Annotated in this window: 17 protein-coding genes; 1 reads left to right on the top strand and 16 read right to left on the bottom strand. The window is 39.0% G+C overall.

Annotated elements, in window-relative coordinates:
* Positions 1 to 5 precede the first annotated feature (5 nt).
* The 15 genes from murG to ACSLUO_RS05485 all read right to left on the bottom strand — a co-directional run bounded on the left by murG (position 6) and on the right by ACSLUO_RS05485 (position 19619).
* Complete coding sequence (gene murG, locus ACSLUO_RS05555; RefSeq protein WP_448246930.1) at positions 6 to 1091, bottom strand: undecaprenyldiphospho-muramoylpentapeptide beta-N-acetylglucosaminyltransferase; 1086 nt, start codon at positions 1089 to 1091, stop codon at positions 6 to 8.
* Positions 1084 to 2319 (bottom strand): cell division protein FtsW, encoded by a 1236-nt coding sequence (gene ftsW / locus ACSLUO_RS05550; protein ID WP_448246929.1) that lies wholly within the window; start codon positions 2317 to 2319, stop codon positions 1084 to 1086. Before ftsW ends, murG begins: the two co-directional genes overlap by 8 nt.
* A complete protein-coding gene (gene murD, locus ACSLUO_RS05545) occupies positions 2313 to 3680 on the bottom strand; it encodes a UDP-N-acetylmuramoyl-L-alanine--D-glutamate ligase (protein WP_448246927.1) in 1368 nt (455 codons plus the stop codon). Before murD ends, ftsW begins: the two co-directional genes overlap by 7 nt.
* Positions 3681 to 3715: 35 nt before the next feature.
* Complete coding sequence (mraY, locus tag ACSLUO_RS05540) at positions 3716 to 4798, bottom strand: phospho-N-acetylmuramoyl-pentapeptide-transferase (protein WP_448246925.1); 1083 nt, start codon at positions 4796 to 4798, stop codon at positions 3716 to 3718.
* Complete coding sequence (locus ACSLUO_RS05535; RefSeq protein ID WP_448246923.1) at positions 4798 to 6204, bottom strand: UDP-N-acetylmuramoyl-tripeptide--D-alanyl-D-alanine ligase; 1407 nt, start codon at positions 6202 to 6204, stop codon at positions 4798 to 4800. Before ACSLUO_RS05535 ends, mraY begins: the two co-directional genes overlap by 1 nt.
* On the bottom strand, positions 6201 to 7742 hold the full coding sequence (locus tag ACSLUO_RS05530; protein WP_448246921.1) for a UDP-N-acetylmuramoyl-L-alanyl-D-glutamate--2,6-diaminopimelate ligase: 1542 nt from the start codon (positions 7740 to 7742) through the stop codon (positions 6201 to 6203). Before ACSLUO_RS05530 ends, ACSLUO_RS05535 begins: the two co-directional genes overlap by 4 nt.
* The gene (locus tag ACSLUO_RS05525) at positions 7735 to 9477 is read right to left on the bottom strand and encodes a peptidoglycan D,D-transpeptidase FtsI family protein (RefSeq protein ID WP_448246920.1); all 1743 of its coding nucleotides are present in this window, start codon (positions 9475 to 9477) and stop codon (positions 7735 to 7737) included. Before ACSLUO_RS05525 ends, ACSLUO_RS05530 begins: the two co-directional genes overlap by 8 nt.
* Before the next feature lie 7 nt (positions 9478 to 9484).
* Positions 9485 to 9799 carry a cell division protein FtsL gene (ftsL, locus tag ACSLUO_RS05520; protein ID WP_448246918.1) on the bottom strand — a complete coding sequence of 105 codons (315 nt, stop codon included), beginning with the start codon at positions 9797 to 9799 and terminating at the stop codon, positions 9485 to 9487.
* Between the two features lie 2 nt (positions 9800 to 9801).
* Complete coding sequence (gene rsmH, locus ACSLUO_RS05515; RefSeq protein WP_448246916.1) at positions 9802 to 10743, bottom strand: 16S rRNA (cytosine(1402)-N(4))-methyltransferase RsmH; 942 nt, start codon at positions 10741 to 10743, stop codon at positions 9802 to 9804.
* A 6-nt stretch (positions 10744 to 10749) separates the two neighbouring features.
* A complete protein-coding gene (gene mraZ / locus ACSLUO_RS05510) occupies positions 10750 to 11208 on the bottom strand; it encodes a division/cell wall cluster transcriptional repressor MraZ (protein ID WP_448247512.1) in 459 nt (152 codons plus the stop codon).
* 369 nt (positions 11209 to 11577) lie between these two features.
* Positions 11578 to 12462 carry a sulfite exporter TauE/SafE family protein gene (locus ACSLUO_RS05505; protein WP_448246914.1) on the bottom strand — a complete coding sequence of 295 codons (885 nt, stop codon included), beginning with the start codon at positions 12460 to 12462 and terminating at the stop codon, positions 11578 to 11580.
* Between the two features lie 26 nt (positions 12463 to 12488).
* The gene (locus tag ACSLUO_RS05500) at positions 12489 to 12959 is read right to left on the bottom strand and encodes a YcxB family protein (RefSeq protein ID WP_448246912.1); all 471 of its coding nucleotides are present in this window, start codon (positions 12957 to 12959) and stop codon (positions 12489 to 12491) included.
* Between the two features lie 257 nt (positions 12960 to 13216).
* Positions 13217 to 16813, bottom strand: coding sequence for a S8 family serine peptidase (locus ACSLUO_RS05495; RefSeq protein WP_448246911.1), 3597 nt, complete (start codon positions 16811 to 16813; stop codon positions 13217 to 13219).
* Positions 16814 to 17063: 250 nt separating this feature from the next.
* Positions 17064 to 17633, bottom strand: a complete 570-nt coding sequence (locus tag ACSLUO_RS05490; protein ID WP_448246909.1) for a glutathione S-transferase family protein — start codon at positions 17631 to 17633, stop codon at positions 17064 to 17066.
* Between the two features lie 204 nt (positions 17634 to 17837).
* Positions 17838 to 19619: an acyl-CoA dehydrogenase C-terminal domain-containing protein gene (locus ACSLUO_RS05485; RefSeq protein ID WP_448246908.1), complete on the bottom strand. Its 1782-nt coding sequence runs from the start codon at positions 19617 to 19619 to the stop codon at positions 17838 to 17840.
* A 193-nt stretch (positions 19620 to 19812) separates the two neighbouring features.
* Here ACSLUO_RS05485 and ACSLUO_RS05480 point away from each other — a divergent pair, with 193 nt between their 5' ends.
* On the top strand, positions 19813 to 20754 hold the full coding sequence (locus ACSLUO_RS05480; RefSeq protein WP_448246907.1) for a hypothetical protein: 942 nt from the start codon (positions 19813 to 19815) through the stop codon (positions 20752 to 20754).
* Between the two features lie 158 nt (positions 20755 to 20912).
* Here the strand turns inward: ACSLUO_RS05480 and ACSLUO_RS05475 are convergent, their stop codons facing one another.
* Complete coding sequence (locus ACSLUO_RS05475; protein ID WP_448246905.1) at positions 20913 to 22313, bottom strand: PhoH family protein; 1401 nt, start codon at positions 22311 to 22313, stop codon at positions 20913 to 20915.
* Between the last annotated feature and the right edge of the window lie 349 nt (positions 22314 to 22662).

Genomic DNA, 22662 nt, shown 5'->3' with positions numbered 1-22662 from the left:
GTCATTTATTTCACTTGTTCAATGCAAGCTTTCGCTACTTGTTCGGTTGCGTCGTTGTATGCTGCTTCATAAGCTGCTTTCGACATTGCTTGTAATACTTTTTCTGATGCAAACATGCTGTTTAATGTTTGTGCAATTTGCATACTGGTTAAATCTTTTTGTGGCAACAATTTAGCTGCGCCTTTGTCCACTAAATATTTCGCATTTTTGGTTTGATGGTCATCAACCGCATGCGGTAGTGGTATAAATATCGCAGGCTTACCTGCAATCGCTAATTCAGAAACAGTTAATGCCCCTGCTCGGCAAATCACAACATCTGCCCATTGATAGGCCTCAGCCATGTCATCAATAAATTCGGTAATTTTAAAGTCATCTTGTGCAATCTCTGCTTCTTGATAACTTTGTTCAACAGAAGCTAAATTTCCTTGTCCTGTTTGATGCCAAACTTGGAAGTTAAAACCTTTTAACTGTTTTAAAGCTTGTGGCACTTGTTCGTTTAAAATTTGTGCCCCTAAACTGCCACCAACCACTAATACTTTTTTACTATTAGCTGTTGCTTCGTTTTTCATTTTGCTTAATAACGCGACAATATTTTTGCGAATAGGATTACCGACTACCGTTGGTTTAACCCCAGGTTTAAATGCTGCAGGAAAAGCACTTAATACCTTAGATGCTAAATGTGCTAAATAACGATTACTCATACCAGCAACAGCATTTTGTTCATGTAAAATTAACGGTTTACCCATCAACCAGGCAGCAACTCCTCCTGGAGCACTAGCATATCCACCCATCCCTAAAACAACATCGGGCTTAACTTTGTTAATTACCTTCATTGACTGAATAACTGACTGCAATAACTTAAACGGTGTTTTTAATAACGTGGTAAAACTTTTGTTGCGAATACCTGCAATATTAATAAAGGAAATCTCAAAGCCATATTTAGGTACTAAGCTCGCTTCCATCCGTTTAGATGTACCTAACCAATGAATATCCCACCCCTGTGTTTGTAGATACTCAGCTACCGCGATACCTGGAAAAATGTGGCCACCAGTACCACCCGCCATCACTAACAATGTTGGACGTTTATGCATGACTTACGTCCTCTTTTTTATGTTTTTTCTTTGACGGTTTTGCCGTCGCTTGCAATGTTTGCAGCCTTAACTCATGATCGATTCTTATTAACACAACCACCGCAATGGTCATGATGATCATCGAACTACCACCGTAACTGATCAGCGGCATGGTTAACCCTTTAGTAGGTACAATACCTGCACTTGCTCCAATGTTTACTGCAGTTTGAAAGCTCATCCAAATACCAATGCTATAAGCAAAAAAACCTTCAAAATATTTTTCTTTTATTATTGCTTGTCGGCCTAACATTAAAGCTTTTAATACCAACCAAGCACTCAAAAATAAAACAACTGAAACACCAACAAAACCAAATTCTTCCGCTAATACCGCCATAACAAAGTCAGTATGCGCTTCTGGTAAATATTCTAACTTTTGCACACTATTACCTAAGCCTTGGCCAAAAATTTCACCACGACCATAAGCCATTAACGATTGTGTTAATTGGTATCCGCTACCAAAAGGATCTTGCCAAGGGTCTAAAAAGCTAGTGATACGGCGTAAACGATAAGGTTCAAATACGGCTAAACCGGCTATGGCTGATAAACCAACCACGGTCATCGCGATAAATTGCCATAACTTAGCACCCGCTAAAAACAACAAACCAAAGGTGGTGACAAACATCACGATCACAGTACCTAAGTCTGGCTGCATTAATAAGAAAAAGGCTAACAAACCAAAAACCACAAGCGGTTTAATAAAACCTTTTAAGTTTTCCATCACCTCTTCACGGCGACGCACTAAATAAGCAGATAAATAGCAAAAGAAAAATAATTTAGCCGGCTCTGCCGCTTGGATTGTAATAGGACCAAGTACAATCCAACGCTGTGAGCCATTAACTGAGCGCCCAATCACTAAAACAGCCACCAACAAAAACAAACCAAAAATTAACAAATAGCTACTGTATCTATGCCACCAACTCATCGGAATTTGTAATGCTAAACCGCCGATCACTAAGCTTAAAACGATATAGATCATATGACGGATAATAAAATGAAACGGATTATTAAATAATCTATCCGCAACGGGCATTGAAGAACTTGCCACCATCACTAAACCAATGATGTATAGGGTGACCACTAAAATAACAAAACTGCGATCAAAGGTAACACCAGCATTGCTTACCGCATTATCATTAAATGATAATGCGGTAAAATCAGGTAAGGATAATTGCTGTAATTTCGCTAACATGATTGCACCTCTTGAACCGCTTGTTCAAAAGCCAAACCACGGGCAATATAATTTTTAAACATATCAATACTGGCACAAGCCGGTGAAAGCAATACGATATCGCCTGCTTGTGCTTGTTGCTGAATAACCGTAACCGCTTCTTTTAAGCTTTTTACTTGGATGCTGTTTTTTTGTAATTTTGCCAGTTCAGGACCGTCTTTTCCTAAGGTAACCAGTTGAGTTATTTCTTGTTCAATCGCAGGTTTTAATTCGCTAAAGTCAGCGCCTTTACCATCACCACCAGCAATTAAAAATAGTCGGCTAGTTGGTTTTTTATTGGCCGAAAAACCATTAATTGCGGCTAAGGTTGCGCCGATGTTAGTCGCTTTTGAATCATTAATCCATACGATACCATCTGTGCTTGCAACCGGCTGACAACGATGCGCTAAACCAACAAAACTCGGTAAAGCGGCAACCATTTTAGAAACAGACCAACCCGCGGCTTTACCTAACGCTAATGCCGCTAAACAATTCAGTGCATTGTGAACACCTGCTAATGGTAAATCATCAACACTGATCAAAGGTTTATTGCCAGACATTAAATATTGCTTGTCGTTATACTGCGCTAAACCAAAACACGTTTCATCATTAGCGACTGGTTTGTCAGAGCCAAAACTGTACGTTATTTTATGGCTGAGCATGTCAGGCAAATACGTTCTTTCATCATCACGATTAATAACCGCAATGTCACTTTGCCGATAAATATCTTGTTTAATCGCTTGATAGTTTTCAATGGTTTTATGGCGATCAAGATGATCATCAGAAACGTTTAATACGCTAGCACTTAAGGCTCTCATATTGGTCATGGTTTCTAATTGAAAACTTGATAATTCAAGTACTAAAAAGTCAGGTTTTTCATCAACAGTATCTAATACTGGCACGCCAATATTACCGCCCAGCTGTGTTTTATAACCTAAGGCATTACCTAAATAAGCTAATAACGTAACTACAGTAGATTTACCATTAGAGCCCGTTACTGCGATGGTTGGAATATCAGTCACCCGACAAAATAATTCAATATCGCCATACACTTCACCCTCTTCATTGAGTGACAAGGCTATTTCAGGGGTTGATAAATCAATACCAGGACTGACAATTAAAATATCGGCACCATTAATTAACGACTTATCCCAATGACCTAAAGCTAGGTAATTACCATCAAACATTTCATTGAATTTATCTAAACTAATCGCATTAGAACGGCTATCATTCATTGAAAATTTAATACCGTTATTATGTAAAAAACGCGCACATGAAAGCCCGGTAAGCCCAGCTCCCAAAATAACAATGTCTTTCTTTTGTAATAACGATAGTTCTAACATAATGGTTTTAACTAATTTCCTATAATTTCTAACTATTAACGTAACTTAAGTGTTGCTAAACCAATCAGTACCAACATAAATGACATGATCCAAAAGCGCACAATCACCCGTGGTTCAGGCCAACCTTTTAATTCGTAATGGTGATGAATAGGCGCCATTCGAAAAATTCGCTGGCCACGTAATTTATATGAACCAACTTGTAAAATAACTGACACGGTTTCCATCACAAAAACACCGCCCATAATAAACAACACTATTTCTTGTCGAACTAAAACGGCAATAACCCCCAAGGCCGCGCCTAAAGCTAATGAGCCGACATCGCCCATAAATACTTGCGCTGGATAAGTATTAAACCACAAAAATCCTAACCCTGCGCCGACAATGGCGGTACAAACAACAGTTAATTCACTCGCTAACGCAATATGTGGTAAATGTAAATATTCTGAAAAATTAACGTTGCCGGTGACATAAGCAAACAAAGCAAAAGCACCCGCTACCATAATGGTTGGCACGATAGCCAACCCATCTAAACCATCGGTTAAATTAACTGAGTTACTGGTACCAACAATGACAAAATAAGTTAATAAAATGTATAAAACACCTAGTTGTGGCATAACATCTTTAACAAATGGAATTAACAAGGCGGTTTCGCTTGGGTCTTGCGCCGTTGCATACAAGAAAAAAGCCGTTGCTAAACCAAATACCGTTTGCCAAAAATACTTCCAACGGGCAATTAAACCATTTGAGTCTTTACGAATTACCTTACGATAGTCGTCAACAAAGCCAATCAAACCAAAGCTAACCACCACAAATAACACCACTAAAACATAGCGATTCGTTAAATCCCCCCATAACAAAACACTTGCGACAATTGCTCCTAAAATCAAAATACCGCCCATCGTCGGTGTACCTGATTTTGATAAATGACTTTCAGGGCCATCATCACGAACTGTTTGCCCTATTTGCATACGTTGTAAGGCTCTGATCAACTTAGGACCAAAATATAACGAAATGGTTAAAGCCGTTAACGTTGAAATAATTGCGCGAAATGTTAAATACGAAAAAACATTAAAGCCGCTGTAATATTGGGTTAAATATTCACCAAGCCACAATAGCATTAGTTGGTCTCCAAATTTGTCTGCTGAACACTTAGGCTATTTCGCCATTGAATAACATCTTGCACGACAAGTTCCATTTTTGAACTGCGAGACCCTTTTATTAACATCGACACTTGTGTTTCATCATGATTTAAACTGTCAATTATGCTTGCCATTAACGCAGGCTTTTCACTGAAATGTGTCGCTGCATTCGTTTGGCCATTAAACGCATCTGAGGTGGCTTGACTTAACACCCCTAAAGTAAATAAATTGTCGATACCTAATGACTTAGCAAAACTGCCTACTTCTTGATGATAACTGCGCGCGTCAGCACCTAATTCCGCCATATCACCAAGCACTAACACGCGACGACCTGGAAAGCTGGCTAACAATTCAATGGCTGCTTTAATTGATTCAACATTGGCGTTGTAGGTATCATCAATTAATTTAAATTTTTCATCTAACTGATAAAGGTTCATTCGACCTTTAACAGGTTTCATTTGAGCTAAACCTAAGCGAATATCATCTAGTGATGCGCCAAACTCTAAAGCAATGGCCGCAGCGGCAACCGCATTACAGACATTGTGTTTACCCGGCACCGTTAATTGAATAAAAGTATTCCCTTGATGGCTATTTAATTTAAAGCTGGCACAGCCATCATCATTTAATACAACATCTGAGCTATAACAGTCTGAGCTGTTTAAACAGGAAAATTGACGAACGTTTTTATCAACTAATCGCCATTGCCATTTATTGGCATATTTACAATCTTTGTTATAAAGCGCGACGCCATCGGCCGCCAAGCCTTCAAATATTTCGCCTTTAGCACGGGCAACACCACATAAATCACCAAACCCTTCAAGATGTGCAGCGGCAATATTGTTGATCACGGCAACATCAGGCTTAACTAATGAGCTGGTATAAGCTATTTCACCGATATGATTCGCGCCTTGTTCAATAACGGCAAAGTCATGTTCATGCGATAAACGCAATAAAGTTAACGGCACACCGATATCATTATTAAAATTACCATCTGTTGCTAACACATTGCCTAAACGAGATAAAATCGCGGCGGTCATTTCTTTAACTGTAGTTTTACCGCTACTACCGGTAATGCCAACGGTTTTAGGAGCAACCAGTGCTTTAACATGAGCCCCTAATTGTCCTAACGCCAGGCGTGTATCTTTGACAACAATCTGCGGAATATTGACCCCTTGTTGTGATTCAACAATCAGTGCCGCACACAACGCTTGTTCCGCTTGCTGACAAAATTTATGGCCGTCAAAGTTATCGCCTTTTAAAGCTAAAAAAACATCATTTGACCTCAAAGAACGACTATCAGTACTGATATGATGAATAGTGACATCGTCACCTATTAATTTTCCTTCAGTAATACGTGCTATATCTGATAATAACAGTGCGATCATAATACCGCTCCTTGATAAAAGTCCTGTACCCGTTGACGTTCGTTATACGGCTGCTTTTCAGTGCCAACAATGATGTAGTCTTCGTGCCCTTTACCGGCAAAAACAATACAATCTTCAGCTTTTGCATGAGCAAACACAGACTTAAGCGCTTGCTCACGATTTAAAATAATGGTGATTTTTTCAGCTTTTTTACAGCCAGCTAAAATATCACTCACAATAAGCTCTGGTGCTTCAGTTCTTGGATTATCGTTTGTCAAAATAATATGATCCGCGTATTGCTCTGCAATCGCGCCCATTTCACCACGCTTTCCTTTGTCTCTATCACCACCACAACCAAATACGACCCAAAGCTCAGCTTGGCAATGTTTTTTCGCCGCTTGTAAGGCGCAAGCCAAACCGTCTGGCGTATGAGCATAATCAACAATCGCTAATGGTTTACCTTGCCCGCTGAATGACTCCATCCGGCCAGGAACTGGTGAAACCTCAGAAATAACCTGACTTATCGTGGTTAAACTAAGCTCTAATGACAACATCACAGCAATAGCGGCTAATAGGTTATCAACATTAAAATCACCTAATAACCGACTATTAATTTTTGCCGTACCTGCATGGGTGATAAGATCAAAACTAATACCGGCTAAATGATGTTTTAAATTATCGGCAACTACATAACCCTTTTTATACAACTGAGCTATTTGAGGATCTCTACCAAAAACAATTAATGCTCGCCCAGCAGTATTCGCTTCATGACTTAACCAAGTTTGAGCGTAGCTATCATCACCATTTAAAATGGCAATTTGCCCCGTTTTACCAGCAAACAAACTAAATTTAGTGTCGGCATAGTCAGCCATGCTGTTATGAAAATCTAAGTGATCGCGTGACAAATTAGTGAACACCGCAATATCAAATAATTCGGGTAACACTCGCTTTTGCGCTAACGCATGCGACGAAACTTCCATTGCTAACACATCAACATCTTGAGTTGCAAAATCATTGATCAAGGCCAGTGTTTCAGTTGCTCCTGGTGTTGTGTTAGCTATGGTTTTTAACGTTGGCATTACACCAGCGCCAATCGTGCCAATAACCGCCGCTTTTTGCTGACAAGCGGTTAATAATTTAGCCAAGGTAATTGCCGTACTGGTTTTACCGTTAGTTCCGGTAATACCAACTACTTTCATATGTTGCTGTGGCTGCTGATAATATAATTGCGCTAAAGTAAATAAGTGCTGTTCTAACTGATAAAACTGAACAACCAACACTTTAGGTGAGTTTTTATCTATCGCTTTAAATAACAACTTACCGTGTTGCTGTTGATGCTGACATTGAGCTATCACTAAACTTGCGCCACTCGCAACTGCTTGGTCGATATATTGACGACCATCTAATTCACTGCCAATGACAGCGCAAAAAATATCCCCAGCTTTCACTGTTCGGCTATCATTAGTCATCGCATTAGTGACTATTTCATCAATGCTAATATCAAAATTTTCTAAAGCTTGAGCAATTGAAAAAGTAGTAGAAGTAACTGATTTAGACATTATTACCTCCTACTTTTTCTGGTAATGAATTGGCAACATTTAACGGCGCATCTGGGGCAATATTTAAAATATGCAAGGCACCTTTCATTACTCGAGCAAATACTGGTGCAGCCACATCACCGCCATGATATAAATCACCGCCCGGTTCATTAATCACGACAACCACAGATAATTCGGGGTTTGAAATTGGCGCGACGCCAGCAAACAAGCCGACATACTCATTACCATAACCACCATTGGCCGCTTTACGGCTAGTGCCCGTTTTGCCACCAACACGATAGCCATCAACTTTTGCTTTACTCGCACCACCATCGGCAACAACACCTTCAAGCAGCGTTAACAAAAACTTGGTTTCTTTTTCACTAAATACACGTTCACCTTGAACTTGTTCTTCCGTTTTTAAAATGGTTAATGGAATACGAACACCACCATTAGCTAACGTGCCGTAAAGCCGTGCTAATTGGATAGGCGTTACTGTTAAACCATAACCAAACGATAACGTGGCTAATTCAAATTGTGACCACCGATGTCGGTCATGCATAACACCTGAGTTTTCACCAACTAAACCACTACCCGTTTCGCTACCAAAACCAGCATCAAAAAACTTATCCAATAAAAACTCTTTGGGTACCGACAAAGCTAACTTTGTGGTACCCATATTTGAAGACTTAACTAAAATATCTTTTAAGCTTAATTTACCCCGATTTATCGGGTCACTGACACGCCGCCCACCAAGGCGCATCCAGCCAGGGCTGGTATTGATCACCGTATTATGCTGAGCCGTGCCAAACTCCAAAGCCGCTAACATCGCCAAGGGCTTCATGGTTGAACCGGGCTCGTAAGAGTCAGTGATCGCTCGATTACGTAATCGATGCTGAGCCGTATTAGATAAATTATTGGGGTTATAAGACGGACTATTCACTAAAGCTAAAATTTCACCCGTATGAATATTCGTCACCACCACAGAACCAGAAGTTGCTTTAAAAGCATCAACCGCACCTTTTAATTCTTTATAAGCTAATGCCTGAATGCGTTGATCAATTGATAACTCAATATTTTCAGGAAGTTGTGCTTTTTCTTCCGATAAAATTTCAACCTTTCGGCCTTTAGCATCTTTAATAAATTTCTTGGCGCCGCCAGTACCTGTTAACACTTCATCGTACAAACGCTCAATGCCTTCAATGCCTTTATCATCAACATTGGTAAATCCAACAACATGAGCACTAATTTCGCCGGCAGGATAAAAACGCTTTGATTCTTTGCGTAAATGAATGCCTGGAATTTTTAACGCTTTAATATAATCCGCCATCGCTGGAGATACTTGGCGCTCAACATAAACAAAACGCTTAGCCGGATTACGCACAATGCGATTAGTTAAGGTATTAACATCTTGCGATAATACATCAGCCATCGCTCGCCAATGTTCAACCATGGCAAGTGCATTATTATCCATCACAACTTTTGGATCGGCCCAAACAGTTTCAACCGGTACGCTAACCGCTAATTTACGACCGTTACGATCAACAATAGAACCACGTTGTGACAGGCTAGTACTATTACGGATAACCCGATTAGCCGCCTGCTGTTTTAACATGTCAGGTTCAATCACTTGAATGTAAGCGCTACGTGCAACTAAACCACAATAAACAGCCAAGATCAGGCCAAGCACAACGTAAAAACGCCATGCGACTGATATTGGTTTTTCTTGTTTATGTGCTTTAACTTGTTTTTTCACTGTTTTGTCATTCTAGTCTTATTATTATTTCCGAATCTGCCGTTGGGCGTTGCATCTTAAGTTGTTTTTCTGCTTTACTTTCAATGGCGCTATGTTCAGATAAACTGTTTTGCTCTAACAATAAATTGCGCCATTCGATATCTAATTCATCTCGTTGGGTTAATAATACTTCCAACTCACTGGTTGTTTGGCGATTCATATGAGTGAAATAAATCACTAAAAACGCCGATATAACGACTGACAAGGCCAATAAATAACTGAAAAAATGTCGCTTTATATCTTGTAATATATCAAGCGCTAAAATCACCTTGGTAGATGACATGTTTAGTCAGCCAGTCGTTCAGCAATACGTAATACTGAGCTTCTTGAACGTACGTTAGTATCAACTTCAGCCTTACTTGGTTTTGCTTTTCTACCAACTAAACTCAGTTTTTTACCTTTTTGTAATTCTGCTTCGCTAATTGGCATCCCTCTTGGCACTTGTCGGCCTTGAGAATGTTTTTTCATAAACTGTTTAACTAAACGATCTTCTAACGAATGAAAGCTGATCACCACTAATCGTCCATGCTCAGCCAATACCGCTAACGAAGCCGCTAATACTTGCTCTATTTGTTCAAGCTCACTATTGATATAAATACGGATCGCTTGAAAACTTCTTGTTGCTGGGTGTTTCTTAATTTCTCGCTGCGGTGCTGCGGTTTTAATAATTTTGGCCAATTGTCCAGTACGCGTAATCGCGTCTTCTTCTCGGCTATCAACAATGGCATTAGCAATTCGCCACGCATGTTTTTCTTCACCGAAAGTACGTAGTACCCAAGCAATATCTTCAACATCAGCTTTAGCGATCCACTCGGCAGCGGTTTGACCACGCGTAGTATCCATACGCATATCCAGTGGGCCATCATTCATAAAGCTAAAGCCACGTTCCGCATCATCTAATTGTGGTGACGAAACGCCTAAATCTAATAACACACCATCAACTTTACCGAGTAATTGATGTTTTTCAGCAATCTCAGCTAAATGGGCAAAACCTTGATGTTCAATAGTAAATCGCGCATCATCTTTAAACTTTTCAGCCGCGGCAATCGCCGTTGGATCACGGTCAATAGCAATTAAACGCCCCTGTGTTGATAATTTTGACAAGATCAAACCGGAATGCCCACCACGGCCAAAAGTGCAATCAATATAAACGCCGTCGCTTTTGATTGCTAAGCCGTCTACTGCTTCATCAAGCAGTACGGAAATGTGAGAAAGTTCTGTTGTCATATTTATCTACAGTGATAAGTCGAGTAAACGATCAGTCAGTTCTAATTCGCCTGACTGAATCTGGCTAATGCCTTTTTGCATTTGGGCTTGCCATGCTGACTCGCTCCAAATTTCAAACTTTTTCAATTGCCCAACCAACATGATGTTTTTTTCTAAACTGGCATGTTGCCTAAGCGGACCATTAATTAATAAGCGACCATTCTTATCCATGTCACAATCCGAGGCATTGCCTAAAAGAATTTGTTGAAACATTCTTTCTTGCGGATTGGTACTCGATAACTTACATAATTTAAGTTCTATTTCTTCCCATTCAGGAAGTGGGTAAAGCAGTAAACAGGCATGTTGAATGTCAACAGTACAAACCATTTTTCCTTGGCAATCGGCAAACAGCTCTTCACGATAGCGCGTAGGCATCGTGATCCTGTTTTTTGTGTCGAGCGTAATTGCGCTAGTGCCTCTGAACATACCTTGCTTTTTTATTGTCGATCTACTTAGATCCACTATTTCCCACTTTTTTCCACATTTATACAGTTTAGTGAGTTTTGCAAACAACTGTCAAGCAAAGTTTGACTATTTTCTTAGTGTTGATCGTCAAGAAAAATAAGGGGATCAAGGAAGTTGATGAATTTGTGGAAGTTTGTGGATCTCACTCCCAAAAATTAACAAAAAAATAACTTTTTTAATGAGTTTATGGTTTTTTATGCTGTTAATAGGGCAAGAAGTGCAACAGAAAAACATAGGTGATACCAAGGAGGGAAAATTCATCACAAAATAATAACGGATAATGCTAAGCGTAGCTTTGTGGTTACAAAATCGATAAGTAAATAGCAAGTCTTACGAAAAAGCGCCAAAGCCACCTGATATTAATAACCAACTAGCAAAAAATATTTTCAATCGTCGCGCTGATAAATAAGTCACTAATGATTTTGCCAAAACCCCTCCTAATATTGCACCAGGACCTGCAAACAAGACCACCTGCCAATAAACAGCAGGATCAATGATGGTATGTTGAGCAATAGCAGACCAAACGGTAATCGCAGACACAACAACGGCCGCTGCTACCGCCATAGTAACGTCAAAACGGCGAACAATTAAATATACTGCCAATAACTCACCAACACCTACCGATAGCCATGCTGTTATTACACCACCAAAAACACCAATACCGATAAATGCAAGCCAATCAACAGCTAACAACTTGCTGCGTTCTCTTTGGGGTTTTAAGCCAAACACCATTAGCATAATGGCGCTCCCCAAAATTAAAGAAAACCAGCTAAACGAATAAGATAACGAAGTGCCCGCTGTTAAACCAAAGTAATAAACCAACCAAATACCAGCAACCGCTCCGATACTGGTGATAGCGCTGATCCGCTTAAAACCCTGCCATAACACTAAATCGGTTTTTTGTTGACGATAATGAAACCACCAAGTCAAAGCGCCAGCCGTCATACCAAAACATTGAATAGCAAAACTGGTGGCTATCGCTTGTTGTTCGGTAAATGCCAACTGGTTAAAAAACGGGATCAAAATCACCCCACCACCGGCTCCAGTAGCGTTAGCAAAAATAGCGCCCGCCATACCTAACAAGCTAAAAAAGATATAATCTAACATTTGCAGCCATGACATAGGCGCCAACATCAGCATTAGCAACCAAATACTGATAAAGATACTAACAAAGATCGGATTAGTAACCCGCATTGGGTTAAGTGGTGTGGTCATATATAGGTCATTTTGCAATTAAAAAGTTAAACTTTTTGCGAAGTTAAATATTGGGTTGCTTCATCATTTAAACAGCTATCACTTAAATAACTGCGGCCATGTTTATGAGTAATAATCACACCTTGGCTCGTTTTTTCAATTTTTTCAATTGCCGACCAAGTTAACTCAAGTTTTTGATATTGGGAGCTTGTCGCAATACCTTTATCATCAATAACTAGCTGAACCGTTGAATTTGATACTTTCGATAACATTTGTCGCCAAACCCACCAAGCCTCGGCAAAACGAACACTAAGGGCATCAACAACCGATAACACGATAATAAACATGGCTAAACTTTGATATTGTTGAGCAACAGAAGCCGCTAACATACCCAGCACAAATAAAAATATCGGCTTTTTATAAGCACTAATACCTGATTTAACCACTGCCGTTTGTTGGTAACATTCATGGAAATGAGGTTTGTCTAAAACAAACTCCGAGTTATAAGAAAAAGTCATATATTTAACTGTGATATTTTTTCGCTAGTGTAACTGAAATACAAGCAGAGTGAATAGTATAAAGCTCAATAATTAGAACTTGTTGCAAAAACATACAGTAAAGGTCAACACGCGCTCGTATTATTCAAACCCTAGGGTCTGTTAAACTTTGTTTATATTTTCAGCAATAGGCTATTTTAATACCATTCCATATAAAAAAGTACTCACATAGAACGGTATGGTATTACATAAAAGTGAACTTTCTACAGCCTACTTTGCTATTTATCTGAATAAACAAGTTTAATTTTTAAATATTTTAAGCTGAATAACAGCACTAACAAAATCGAAAAGACACCGCCTGAGCTACTACCTGATGAGGTGGTTTGAACATTATTATTGGGTTCAGCAATCGCTTGAATTGCTAAGTTGCGAATAACATAACTACTCGTTTCATCATTGACAACATAGGTATAGCTAATACTAGTATTTCCTGAGCTTAACCCGACATCGGTGGCAAAAGTAGCGATAATCGTTTGCATACCGCTGTTAGCCGCTTGATTAATTTGCCACTGCATCTTATTACCATTAATTTGCCCTTGGTGGCTGTCGCTAACAACGCTGGAATTACTTGGAATACTAGCATCTAAGGTGATTAGTTTTTCTTCGCTCGTGGTATTAGCATCAAGCACAAAGGTCAGCGTGAATTGCTCCCCCGCGGTCAATGTTGTTTTATTAATAGAACCTTCAATAATACGTTCACTGCGTGTTAATTTCACGGGCATATAACCAATATTATCTGGCGTGTTTAATGATGTACCCATGGCTAAAACGGTAAAATATTCTTGCCCTTTAGTTAAAGGTGGTGTCCAGTTAAGTGTTAAATCAACATCGGTGTTATTTACAGCAACGTTATTATAATCAAGTGATAATTGTTGATCATTTTGCCCCACAATTGCCAATTCAAACGCAACATTATCTAAACTATGATTGGCTGACGATGGATTACCATAATTATGTATGACAATAAAATAATCTCCCGCTGGTGGAGCAACAACACGACAAACCTCAAGAGTTTCTTTTGTTGCGGCTTGGCAAATCGCATTGCTTATTTCACTGATACTGTCTGGGCGACCATTACCGTTGCCATCAAAACCAACATATAGATCAAGATCTGGCGAACGGGTTGAATTAATTTTCACCAACAGATATTGGGTATTTGCCGGTATGCTGAGCGGTTGGGCATAATAATAATTATCATTGTTGTAAATATTTTCTGGCCAGCTGGCTTCGTCAATACCATCTCTAGCAATTGTGATATTTTTCTTAACTACCGGTACTAATTGATAAGCTTGTGCCGAAAACTCATTAGTGCCTAGAGTTTTAATACCAGCTATAGTTTCACTGCCGGCATCAGTATGAGCCGTGATCTTAGTATCATCCGGAAAATCTCCTGGAATAAATTGGCCGATTACCGGTAAGGCACTGACCGATAAATTATTATTACTCGGTGTTAATAACACACGCGCAAAAGCGAAGTCATCACCAAATAATTGGTTCATTTCAAAAGTAAAAGTTAAAGTAATTGATTCACCTTTAGCTAATTGAAAGCTGCTTGGGCTCACCGTTAAGTTACCACCGGCAGTAATTTGTTCAGTACTTGCTTGCCAACTAGCGTTTTCAGTCGCGGTAAAACGTCGCTGCCAAGTACAAGTTATACGACATTTTTCATTCATCAGTGCCGGTAAATTTAAACTTGATGCCATCCCACCTAACTCAGGATCAGCTTCTGAGTATTCATTTTTTGAAACATCCATTATCAAGCCAGCTTTTATTGCACGATCTATCCGCGCATTTCCTGCACCAACATCAAAAAAGTCAGCTGAAACTCTTTCATTATTAACAATTTTAGTATTTGAAAAATCGGCGCTTAACATCAATGCCGACTGAACTTCTGCGGGGCTCCAATCTGGGTGCACTGCCGCGATTAACGCAAAGGCTCCAGCCAGATGAGGGCTAGCCATGGAGGTACCATTTAAAAAAGTATAATCCGTTTCATTTTTTTTACTGGCAGAATAATGCGGCTGATAATTAGAATAAGCCGCATAAATATCAACACCCGGTGCAGCGATAGCCGGAATTAGCCATTGTTTATTTTCAGTATTTGGCCCACGAGAAGAAAAGTCAGCTACTTGACCGGCTAACGCTGGGTCAATTGTTTTTACCACACCACTAATGCTTGCACGATGATTATTACCACTAGCAAGCCAATCTAATAAATCTTGCCCTTGTTGGTTATTTAAATGGATTGCTGGTAAAACATGATAATCGGCAACAATATTATTAGTACTTGGCTCATCAGGATCATTGATCAATACCATACCAATGGCGCCACCGGCTAAGACATTACGACCTTTTTCAACCCGTGGAATATCGTTTCGAGTACAAACAACAATTTTGCCTACTACGCTGTTAGTTGCAAAGGGAGTCAAACAGTCTTCATCGCCAACATCACCGGCAAAAATTATCGGCCCACTAACCCCGTTGGTGATCGCAGCCCCCGTTAAACTTGCTAAATTGCTATTGCCGCCCGAAAAACTAATCGACTTTTCTTGATAATTGCGGCCATGATTCACCGCTGCAACCGACGTTAACCAAGGCGCATTAGCAGGAGAACTTATTGTTTGCTGTTCAGGGCCATCATTACCCGCTGAAACTGCCACATGAATACCTGCTTCTCTAGCAGATAAAAACGCTAAAGCATCAACACTGGCCCAAGGATCACTACTTTCCCCACCAACAGAATAATTTAATACATCAACACCATGCTCTATTGCATGCTCAACGGCTAACGCCGTAAGATCTGGCCAACAACCAACATCAGCAGCACAAACCTGATAAGAAACTATATTCGCATGAGGAGCTACACCACTTATTTGGGCGACTTTCTTTTCCGCTAGATCGCCAATAACATTAAAAACCGGTACATTTTTAACAATATTTCCAGCCGCTATTGATGCCACATGAGTTCCATGGCCATCATGATCGATACCCACCTGATCGTCACCAAACGGCGTATAATCATCGGTAATTTCAGGATGAGACCAAATACCAATTAATTTATCATTACAATAATGGGCAAATTCCGATAACGCACAATCACCAAGATAGTTACCACTTCCTAAGGGATTAGTATGAACATAACCATCATCTCCCACCGCTGAAAATGACGGATGATTCGGCGAAATTCCGCTATCAATAATGCCAATAATAATGCCTTCACCGGCACTTTGTTGGCTAATTAAACTGTTATGCCAAACACTCGGTGCTTGCACAAAATCAGGTCCAGTATCTGACAATAAATAGCGTGGCTTAATTTTCAGTACTTGTTTCACTGCGCTATCTTGTTGTAATTGCGCAACTTCAGCTAAGGTGAAGTGACCAGTAAAACCATTTAAAGCATATTGATAAGTATGTTTGGGTTTAATTGGCTTTTTAAGCCTATTGGCTAAATGTTTAAGTGTGGCCGTGCGTTTATTTTTTAGAAAGTTAAGATAACGCTGGCTATCTGCTGAATGGACATTAAGTTTTTTACCTATGGGCTTTTTATCGGTTTTTGCTAAGCGGCTAGTTGCTGCTAAACCACTAATTTCACCTTGATAGGTTGCTAACGGTGCATCTTCAAGGCGAACAAAATATAAATCATCGGTATTTCTAATGACGTTTTTTTTACTAATAACTGACTGTTGGCCTAATTGAGGCTCAAGTGGAGATGCAATTGTATGTTCAGCTTGCTGCTTTACCGCCCAAACATTAGAGCTAACAATACTTAACAGAGAAAAAGATAGGATAGCAGCACATCTTATATAAAAAGCCATATTCCCCATCACACCTTATGTTTGTTAATCACACTACTTACTTATAACAGTGATTAAAATGTCATTTATTGACTATAGCAGACCCAAAAACGTTACATTCGCTTTCAATCATAAATAAACAACAAATTGCTCAAGTTGCTAACATAGACAAACTATACGAATGTAAAGCCTTTAAAGTTTCATTATTTTCGAAAAAGTTAAATATTATTTTCGAAAAAAGCTAAATAATGTCAAAAACCATTAGCTTCAATTATCTAGGGTCTGTGGCTTGGGCATCTTCACGCTGCGCTGCTTGCTGATGAAAAGCTAATAAATTTGAATGTTGTTGCCATGGGGTAACTTGTCTGAATTCAACCCAATCTAACAAACAAAATAAACAAATCGCTGGATATTGCCAATCCGTAAACTTCCCAGCAGCTACTTCGGTATCTAAGGCCGTTAATACTGCGTCAATACGACTTTTTTGCAAGTTAAAAAATAAAATATCGTCTTCAACTGGCAGTTTTGAATTACGACAAAGAAACAAGGTTACTAACGAATCATTGGCGGCATCAATCATGGTTAATAGGTTTTCTTGTTGCCAAGTAAGTGCTGGCATGGCTAATTTTTCACGTAAATAATTAAAAATAACCCGTGAGTCAAAAATAGTTTTTTCTCCGTCTTTTAATACCGGAATTTTTTTAGCGGGATTATTTTCTTTTAATACCGCACTACCGGCTTCAGAATAAATATCAAGCGTTAAAAAATCATAATCAACATCGGTGAGTAATAAACGTAAACGACGAACAAAAGGGGAAGTCACTGAGCCAATGAGTTGCATAACAATTCCTAAAAAAATACCGTATTAATGATACAAACTACTATAAATGCTCAAGGTTAAATATACAAAAACTATTGGGGTGTTTATCTTGCGTGTATCATTTTTGTTCTAACAGCTCACTTTCACAGCAACACGCCCTAAATGATTAACAAATCAGTCGCTGAGAATAACAACTGACTTGTTATAGCGTGTCACAAATACGGTTTAAAACTCGTCTTCAGTTAAATCAAATAAAACATCGGCATCCACTTTTGCTGACAGTACCAGTGAATCTATTCGGGGTAAAATTTTAGTAAAATAATAACGCGCCGTTTTGAGTTTTGCTTGATAAAATTCGCTATCTTGCGCTAAATTGTCTATCGATTTTTCCGCCATTAATGCCCATGTATACGCCATCGCAACATAACCAAAGCAGTGTAAATAATCATTAGCCGCAGTACCTAGAATTTCAGGATTATGAGCGGATTGTTGAACAATATTGTCAGTTAATTCCGCCAATTTGGTGATTGAACTTGCTAATGGCGTAATAAATTCAGCTAATTGTGCTGGGTGATCAAGCGTTAGGTAAAAATTAACTTCATCAATAAACACTTGCATCAATTGACCCTTACTTGCCGCCACTTTTCGAGCAATTAAGTCCATCGCTTGAATACCATTGGTACCTTCATAAATTTGCGCAATACGGCAATCTCGCACCAGTTGTTCTTGTCCCCATTCTCGAATATAACCATGGCCACCAAAGACTTGCTGACCAGCCACAGTATTATCAAATGCAACATCAGTAAAAAATGCTTTTGCTAGTGGTGTCATTAACGCGACTAAACTTTCAGCTTTACTTTGTGCTTCTCCTTCACCATAAGTGGCAATGTCTAACTGCAGTGAAATATAAGCAGAAAGTGCGCGTGAACCTTCAGTTAACGACTTCATATTCAATAACATACGACGAACATCGCCATGCACCATCAAACTATCTGCGGGTTTATCAGGGCTTTTTACACCTGATAAAGCGCGACTTTGTAAGCGCTCTTTAGCATATTCAACCGCATTTTGATAAGAACGAACAGCGGCACCAATACCTTGAATCCCAACCCCTATGCGCTCAAAATTCATCATAGTGAACATAGCTGCTAAGCCTTTATTGACTTCGCCAACTAAATAACCTTCGGCACCATCAAAATTCATAACACAAGTTGCTGAGGCATGAATACCCATTTTGTGCTCAATAGAACCACAAGTTACCTGATTAAAATCACCTAAACTGTCATCATGATTAATTTTAAATTTAGGTACTAAAAACATCGAAATCCCACGAGAACCCTCTGGGGCATCAGGTAATTTAGCTAACACTAAATGCAGAATATTGTCAGCTAAGTCATGCTCGCCAGCAGTAATAAACATTTTGCTACCTGAAATTAAATAACAACCATTATCTTGAGGGATCGCTTTAGTACGGATCATGCCTAAGTCTGTGCCTGCATGCGCTTCGGTTAAACACATAGAAGCCGTCCATTCACCGGTATACAGACGCGTTAAATATCGCTCTTTTAATTCATCGCTACCATGTTTGGCAATACTTAAAGCGGCGCCTGCGGTTAAACCAGGATAGAGTGAAAATGAAATATCTGCTGAGCACAACATTTCTTCATGAAACGCAGTGATCATTTTAGGCATACCCATGCCACCATAATTAATATCACCACCTAAAGCAGGCCAACCACCTTCAACATATTTATCAAAAGCGGCTTTATAACCTGGTGCTGTTGTTACTTTTCCATCTTGAAATGACACACCAACTTCGTCACCGGTACGAGCAATACCGGCAATTTCTTGCTCAACCAATTTGGCGCATTCTTGTAAAATAGCATCACAAGTTTCTCTATCAACATGATCCTCAAGCCCAGGTAACGTTTGCCAAACCGCTTCAACATTAAAAACATCATAAAGTAAAAAATTCATCTCTTTTAACGGAACTTGGTAATCTGCCACAACGCTCTCCTAGAACTATCTAAACAATTAATTCAAACAGGTGTTTTAATCTACCTTTAATATAAGCCAGTTATCAAAAATGTAAAGCTTATTCCTAGGCTATAGCTAACAGTGACATTTTTTGCAACCTGAGCTAACGGGATCTCTAAGCTTATGCTAAAGTGTTTTTAATACTTTTATTTAGGTTAGTTACTTGAAAAATTTATTCTTTTTAATTTTATTCTGTTCTTTATCAATAACGGTTGCAGCTAAACAACTGAGTTTTAATAAACAAGAACAAGATGATAGCTATCAATTTAATTACCACTGGTTAAATGCTCAACAAGAAGAAAAGCAGCTTTCTTTTAGCTTATCAAAAGACTTATTGTTTAACCGTTTTCGCAACTTTAAACGCTATCAGGCGAATATTGCCAACTTATATATTAATAAAAGTATTTTAAAAACATGGCGAAAAGAGCCTCAGAATAATAGCCAATTAACCTTAAGAAAAAACCAAGGGCGTTACGAACTTCAGCTCAGTTCACATAATGATAAGGATTTAGCACTAGCGAAAAAAAAATTGGCTAAATTAGAGCAAAAGGCAAGAAAATCTTATCTCGAAAAACACTTTTATCATCAATTTATTACTTACGATGGCCAATTAGCAATCAAGCCTGATCACCAAAGAATAGCGCAGTTGTCTGTGGATGACTTTAAACCGATTAAACCACTGATCTTAGCGGAAGTTGATATAAAAAATATTCGTTATGCGACTAACTATGTTTTAGGTTTTAGCCAAGCAATTCCTTATTCTCCATTAGAGTCTCGGCGAACTTCTTCTGGTGCAGGGTTTAATCCGCCAGCAAAATTATTATGGGAAAACCAAGGTGATTGCGACAGTAAAGTGACCTTAACAGCAGCAATGCTAAGATCGTTAATGCCACGGGTAAAAATTATTTTAGTGTTTATTGAAGGTCATGCCCTGATCGGCATTGAAGCGCGTCAAGAAGGTAATGACATGACGATAAATTATGACAACACCACATTTGTTTTAGGCGAACCAACCGGCCCTGCCAGCTTAGCTTTAGGAAAAGTTTCAATTGACTCAGAACAAGCCATTTTAAATGGTTTATACACAGTTGAAGTGGTTGAATAAGCAAGGCAATTTACGCACCTTAAACAAGAATTACAGTATTAAAAACTTAAGCAAAAAACAACTTTACCTACTTAGATGAATCATAAAAATGATCAGAACAGTAAATAACTGCTCTGATCAAATTTATTAACAACGTGATAATGTCGATCACAAATACACTATAAATTTTCTTCCGCAAACGAGGCTAATCGACTACGAACAACACCATTTAAATTGATGGTTGAACTGCCAGGAAAGTCTTTAAAGCGTTCAACTATATAAGTTAAGCCCGAAGTCACTGCCGTTAAATAATTACTGTCAATTTGCGCTAAGTTTCCTGAGCACACTAACTTGGTTCCTTCACCACAACGAGTAATAATGGTTTTAAGCTGTGAGGCGGTTAAGTTTTGACATTCATCTAATAAAACAAAAGCATTTTGAATACTTCGCCCACGCATAAAGTTAACTGATTTAAACTGAATATTGGCCTTTTCCATAATGTAATTTAAGCTGCCATTCATATTTTCATCTTGTTTATGCAGCACTTCTAATGAATCGGTAATGGCCGCTAACCATGGCGCCATTTTTTCTTCTTCGGTGCCTGGTAAAAAACCAATCGACTCAGCAATTTCAGGGGTACTTCGGGTAACTATCACTTTATCGTACAAACCCCGCTCAACCACTTGCTCAAGTGACGCCGCTAACGCTAATAAGGTTTTACCACACCCGGCAGGCCCCGTTAAAATCACTAGGTCAACACTTGGATCTAATAACGCATCAAGCGCCATACCTTGATAAATATTTTTTGGGTGAATGCCCCAGGCATTTTTCGACATTAAACGTTCACGGCTAATGTCTTGAATCGCAACATTTTCGTCATCCCAGCCTGTTACTTTGCCAGCAAAATGTTCGCTGTCATCTAACAAATATTCATTCATATAACAGGCCGGTAATACATCTTTAGGAACATAATGAGTTGTATTTCGCCCCTCAGATTCACTTTCACATTTTTTGACTTGCTGCCAAAAATCACCATCAAATTTATGATAACCCTTAGTTAAAAACTGCACGTCATCAATCAACTGATCGGTGCGGTAATCTTCAACATGCGCCATCCCCGCCCCTTTGGCTTTTAAACGCATATTAATATCTTTAGTTACTAACACAACTTTTTGCGTTTTGTGTAACGTTTGAATATGAATTGCTGCGTTAATAATGCGGTTGTCGTTTTCGTTAAACGACAAAGTAGACGCTTTTTGCTCTAGGGCATAATCATTAATAATGGCGAGTTTGCCTGTTGGTAACTGCTCTCCGCCTTTTTGGGTAGAGGCCAAAGAAACGCCAGCCAAAACTTCTTCAGGTGTTGAATTAGCTAATACATCTTCAAGTGCTCGAATAGCCACCCGAGCGTCGCGGCTGACGTCTTTTTTTCGATCTTTGATGGAGTCTAATTCTTCGAGTACCGTCATCGGAACGACAACGTCGTGTTCTTTAAAAGAGAGAAAAGCAAAAGGTTCATGAAGTAAGATGTTGGTGTCTAAAACGTAAATAATAGTTTCTTCATTCATAGGCGCACTCATTGTTAGTTAAACAACCATAACGGCCGGCACAACACGCAGTTAGTAAAACTATTCAGAGCAACTTTAGTTCCAACTAATACTTGCTGCTATCAACCCGACTTATGATCATTAATGTTGTTAATGTATTGGCTGATATTAGAATTTTAAGCAAAGTGCAAAAAATTCACTTGTTCCTTGTTATTTTTTCATCTCCACTTTGACAGTATAGCAGACCAGTAGCAAGGACATTTTTTCACTTTTTTCAGATGAATTTATTTCATTTTTATGACTATTGACAACAACTTATAATGTGCCAATATTAATGATTAGCTGTTCGGTTTGTTCTATAGTTTTCACCTTGACTTAGCTC

This window comes from Thalassotalea agariperforans, assembly GCF_053470345.1.
The sequence above is the reverse complement of the archived record's forward strand: the minus strand, read 5'-3'. Positions and strand labels throughout refer to the sequence as shown.

Excerpts from the sequence above, each read along its gene's own strand:
- ACSLUO_RS05505 (WP_448246914.1), bottom strand. The coding sequence starts at position 12,462 with ATGACCACACCACTTAACCCAATGCGGGTTACTAATCCGATCTTTGTT.
- ACSLUO_RS05530 (WP_448246921.1), bottom strand. The coding sequence starts at position 7,742 with ATGTCTAAATCAGTTACTTCTACTACTTTTTCAATTGCTCAAGCTTTA.
- murG (WP_448246930.1), bottom strand. The coding sequence starts at position 1,091 with ATGCATAAACGTCCAACATTGTTAGTGATGGCGGGTGGTACTGGTGGC.
- mraY (WP_448246925.1), bottom strand. The coding sequence starts at position 4,798 with ATGCTATTGTGGCTTGGTGAATATTTAACCCAATATTACAGCGGCTTT.
- murD (WP_448246927.1), bottom strand. The coding sequence starts at position 3,680 with ATGTTAGAACTATCGTTATTACAAAAGAAAGACATTGTTATTTTGGGA.
- ACSLUO_RS05535 (WP_448246923.1), bottom strand. The coding sequence starts at position 6,204 with ATGATCGCACTGTTATTATCAGATATAGCACGTATTACTGAAGGAAAA.
- ACSLUO_RS05475 (WP_448246905.1), bottom strand. The coding sequence starts at position 22,313 with ATGAGTGCGCCTATGAATGAAGAAACTATTATTTACGTTTTAGACACC.
- rsmH (WP_448246916.1), bottom strand. The coding sequence starts at position 10,743 with ATGACAACAGAACTTTCTCACATTTCCGTACTGCTTGATGAAGCAGTA.
- ACSLUO_RS05490 (WP_448246909.1), bottom strand. The coding sequence starts at position 17,633 with ATGCAACTCATTGGCTCAGTGACTTCCCCTTTTGTTCGTCGTTTACGT.
- ftsW (WP_448246929.1), bottom strand. The coding sequence starts at position 2,319 with ATGTTAGCGAAATTACAGCAATTATCCTTACCTGATTTTACCGCATTA.
- ACSLUO_RS05495 (WP_448246911.1), bottom strand. The coding sequence starts at position 16,813 with ATGGCTTTTTATATAAGATGTGCTGCTATCCTATCTTTTTCTCTGTTA.
- ACSLUO_RS05500 (WP_448246912.1), bottom strand. The coding sequence starts at position 12,959 with ATGACTTTTTCTTATAACTCGGAGTTTGTTTTAGACAAACCTCATTTC.
- ftsL (WP_448246918.1), bottom strand. The coding sequence starts at position 9,799 with ATGTCATCTACCAAGGTGATTTTAGCGCTTGATATATTACAAGATATA.
- mraZ (WP_448247512.1), bottom strand. The coding sequence starts at position 11,208 with ATGTTCAGAGGCACTAGCGCAATTACGCTCGACACAAAAAACAGGATC.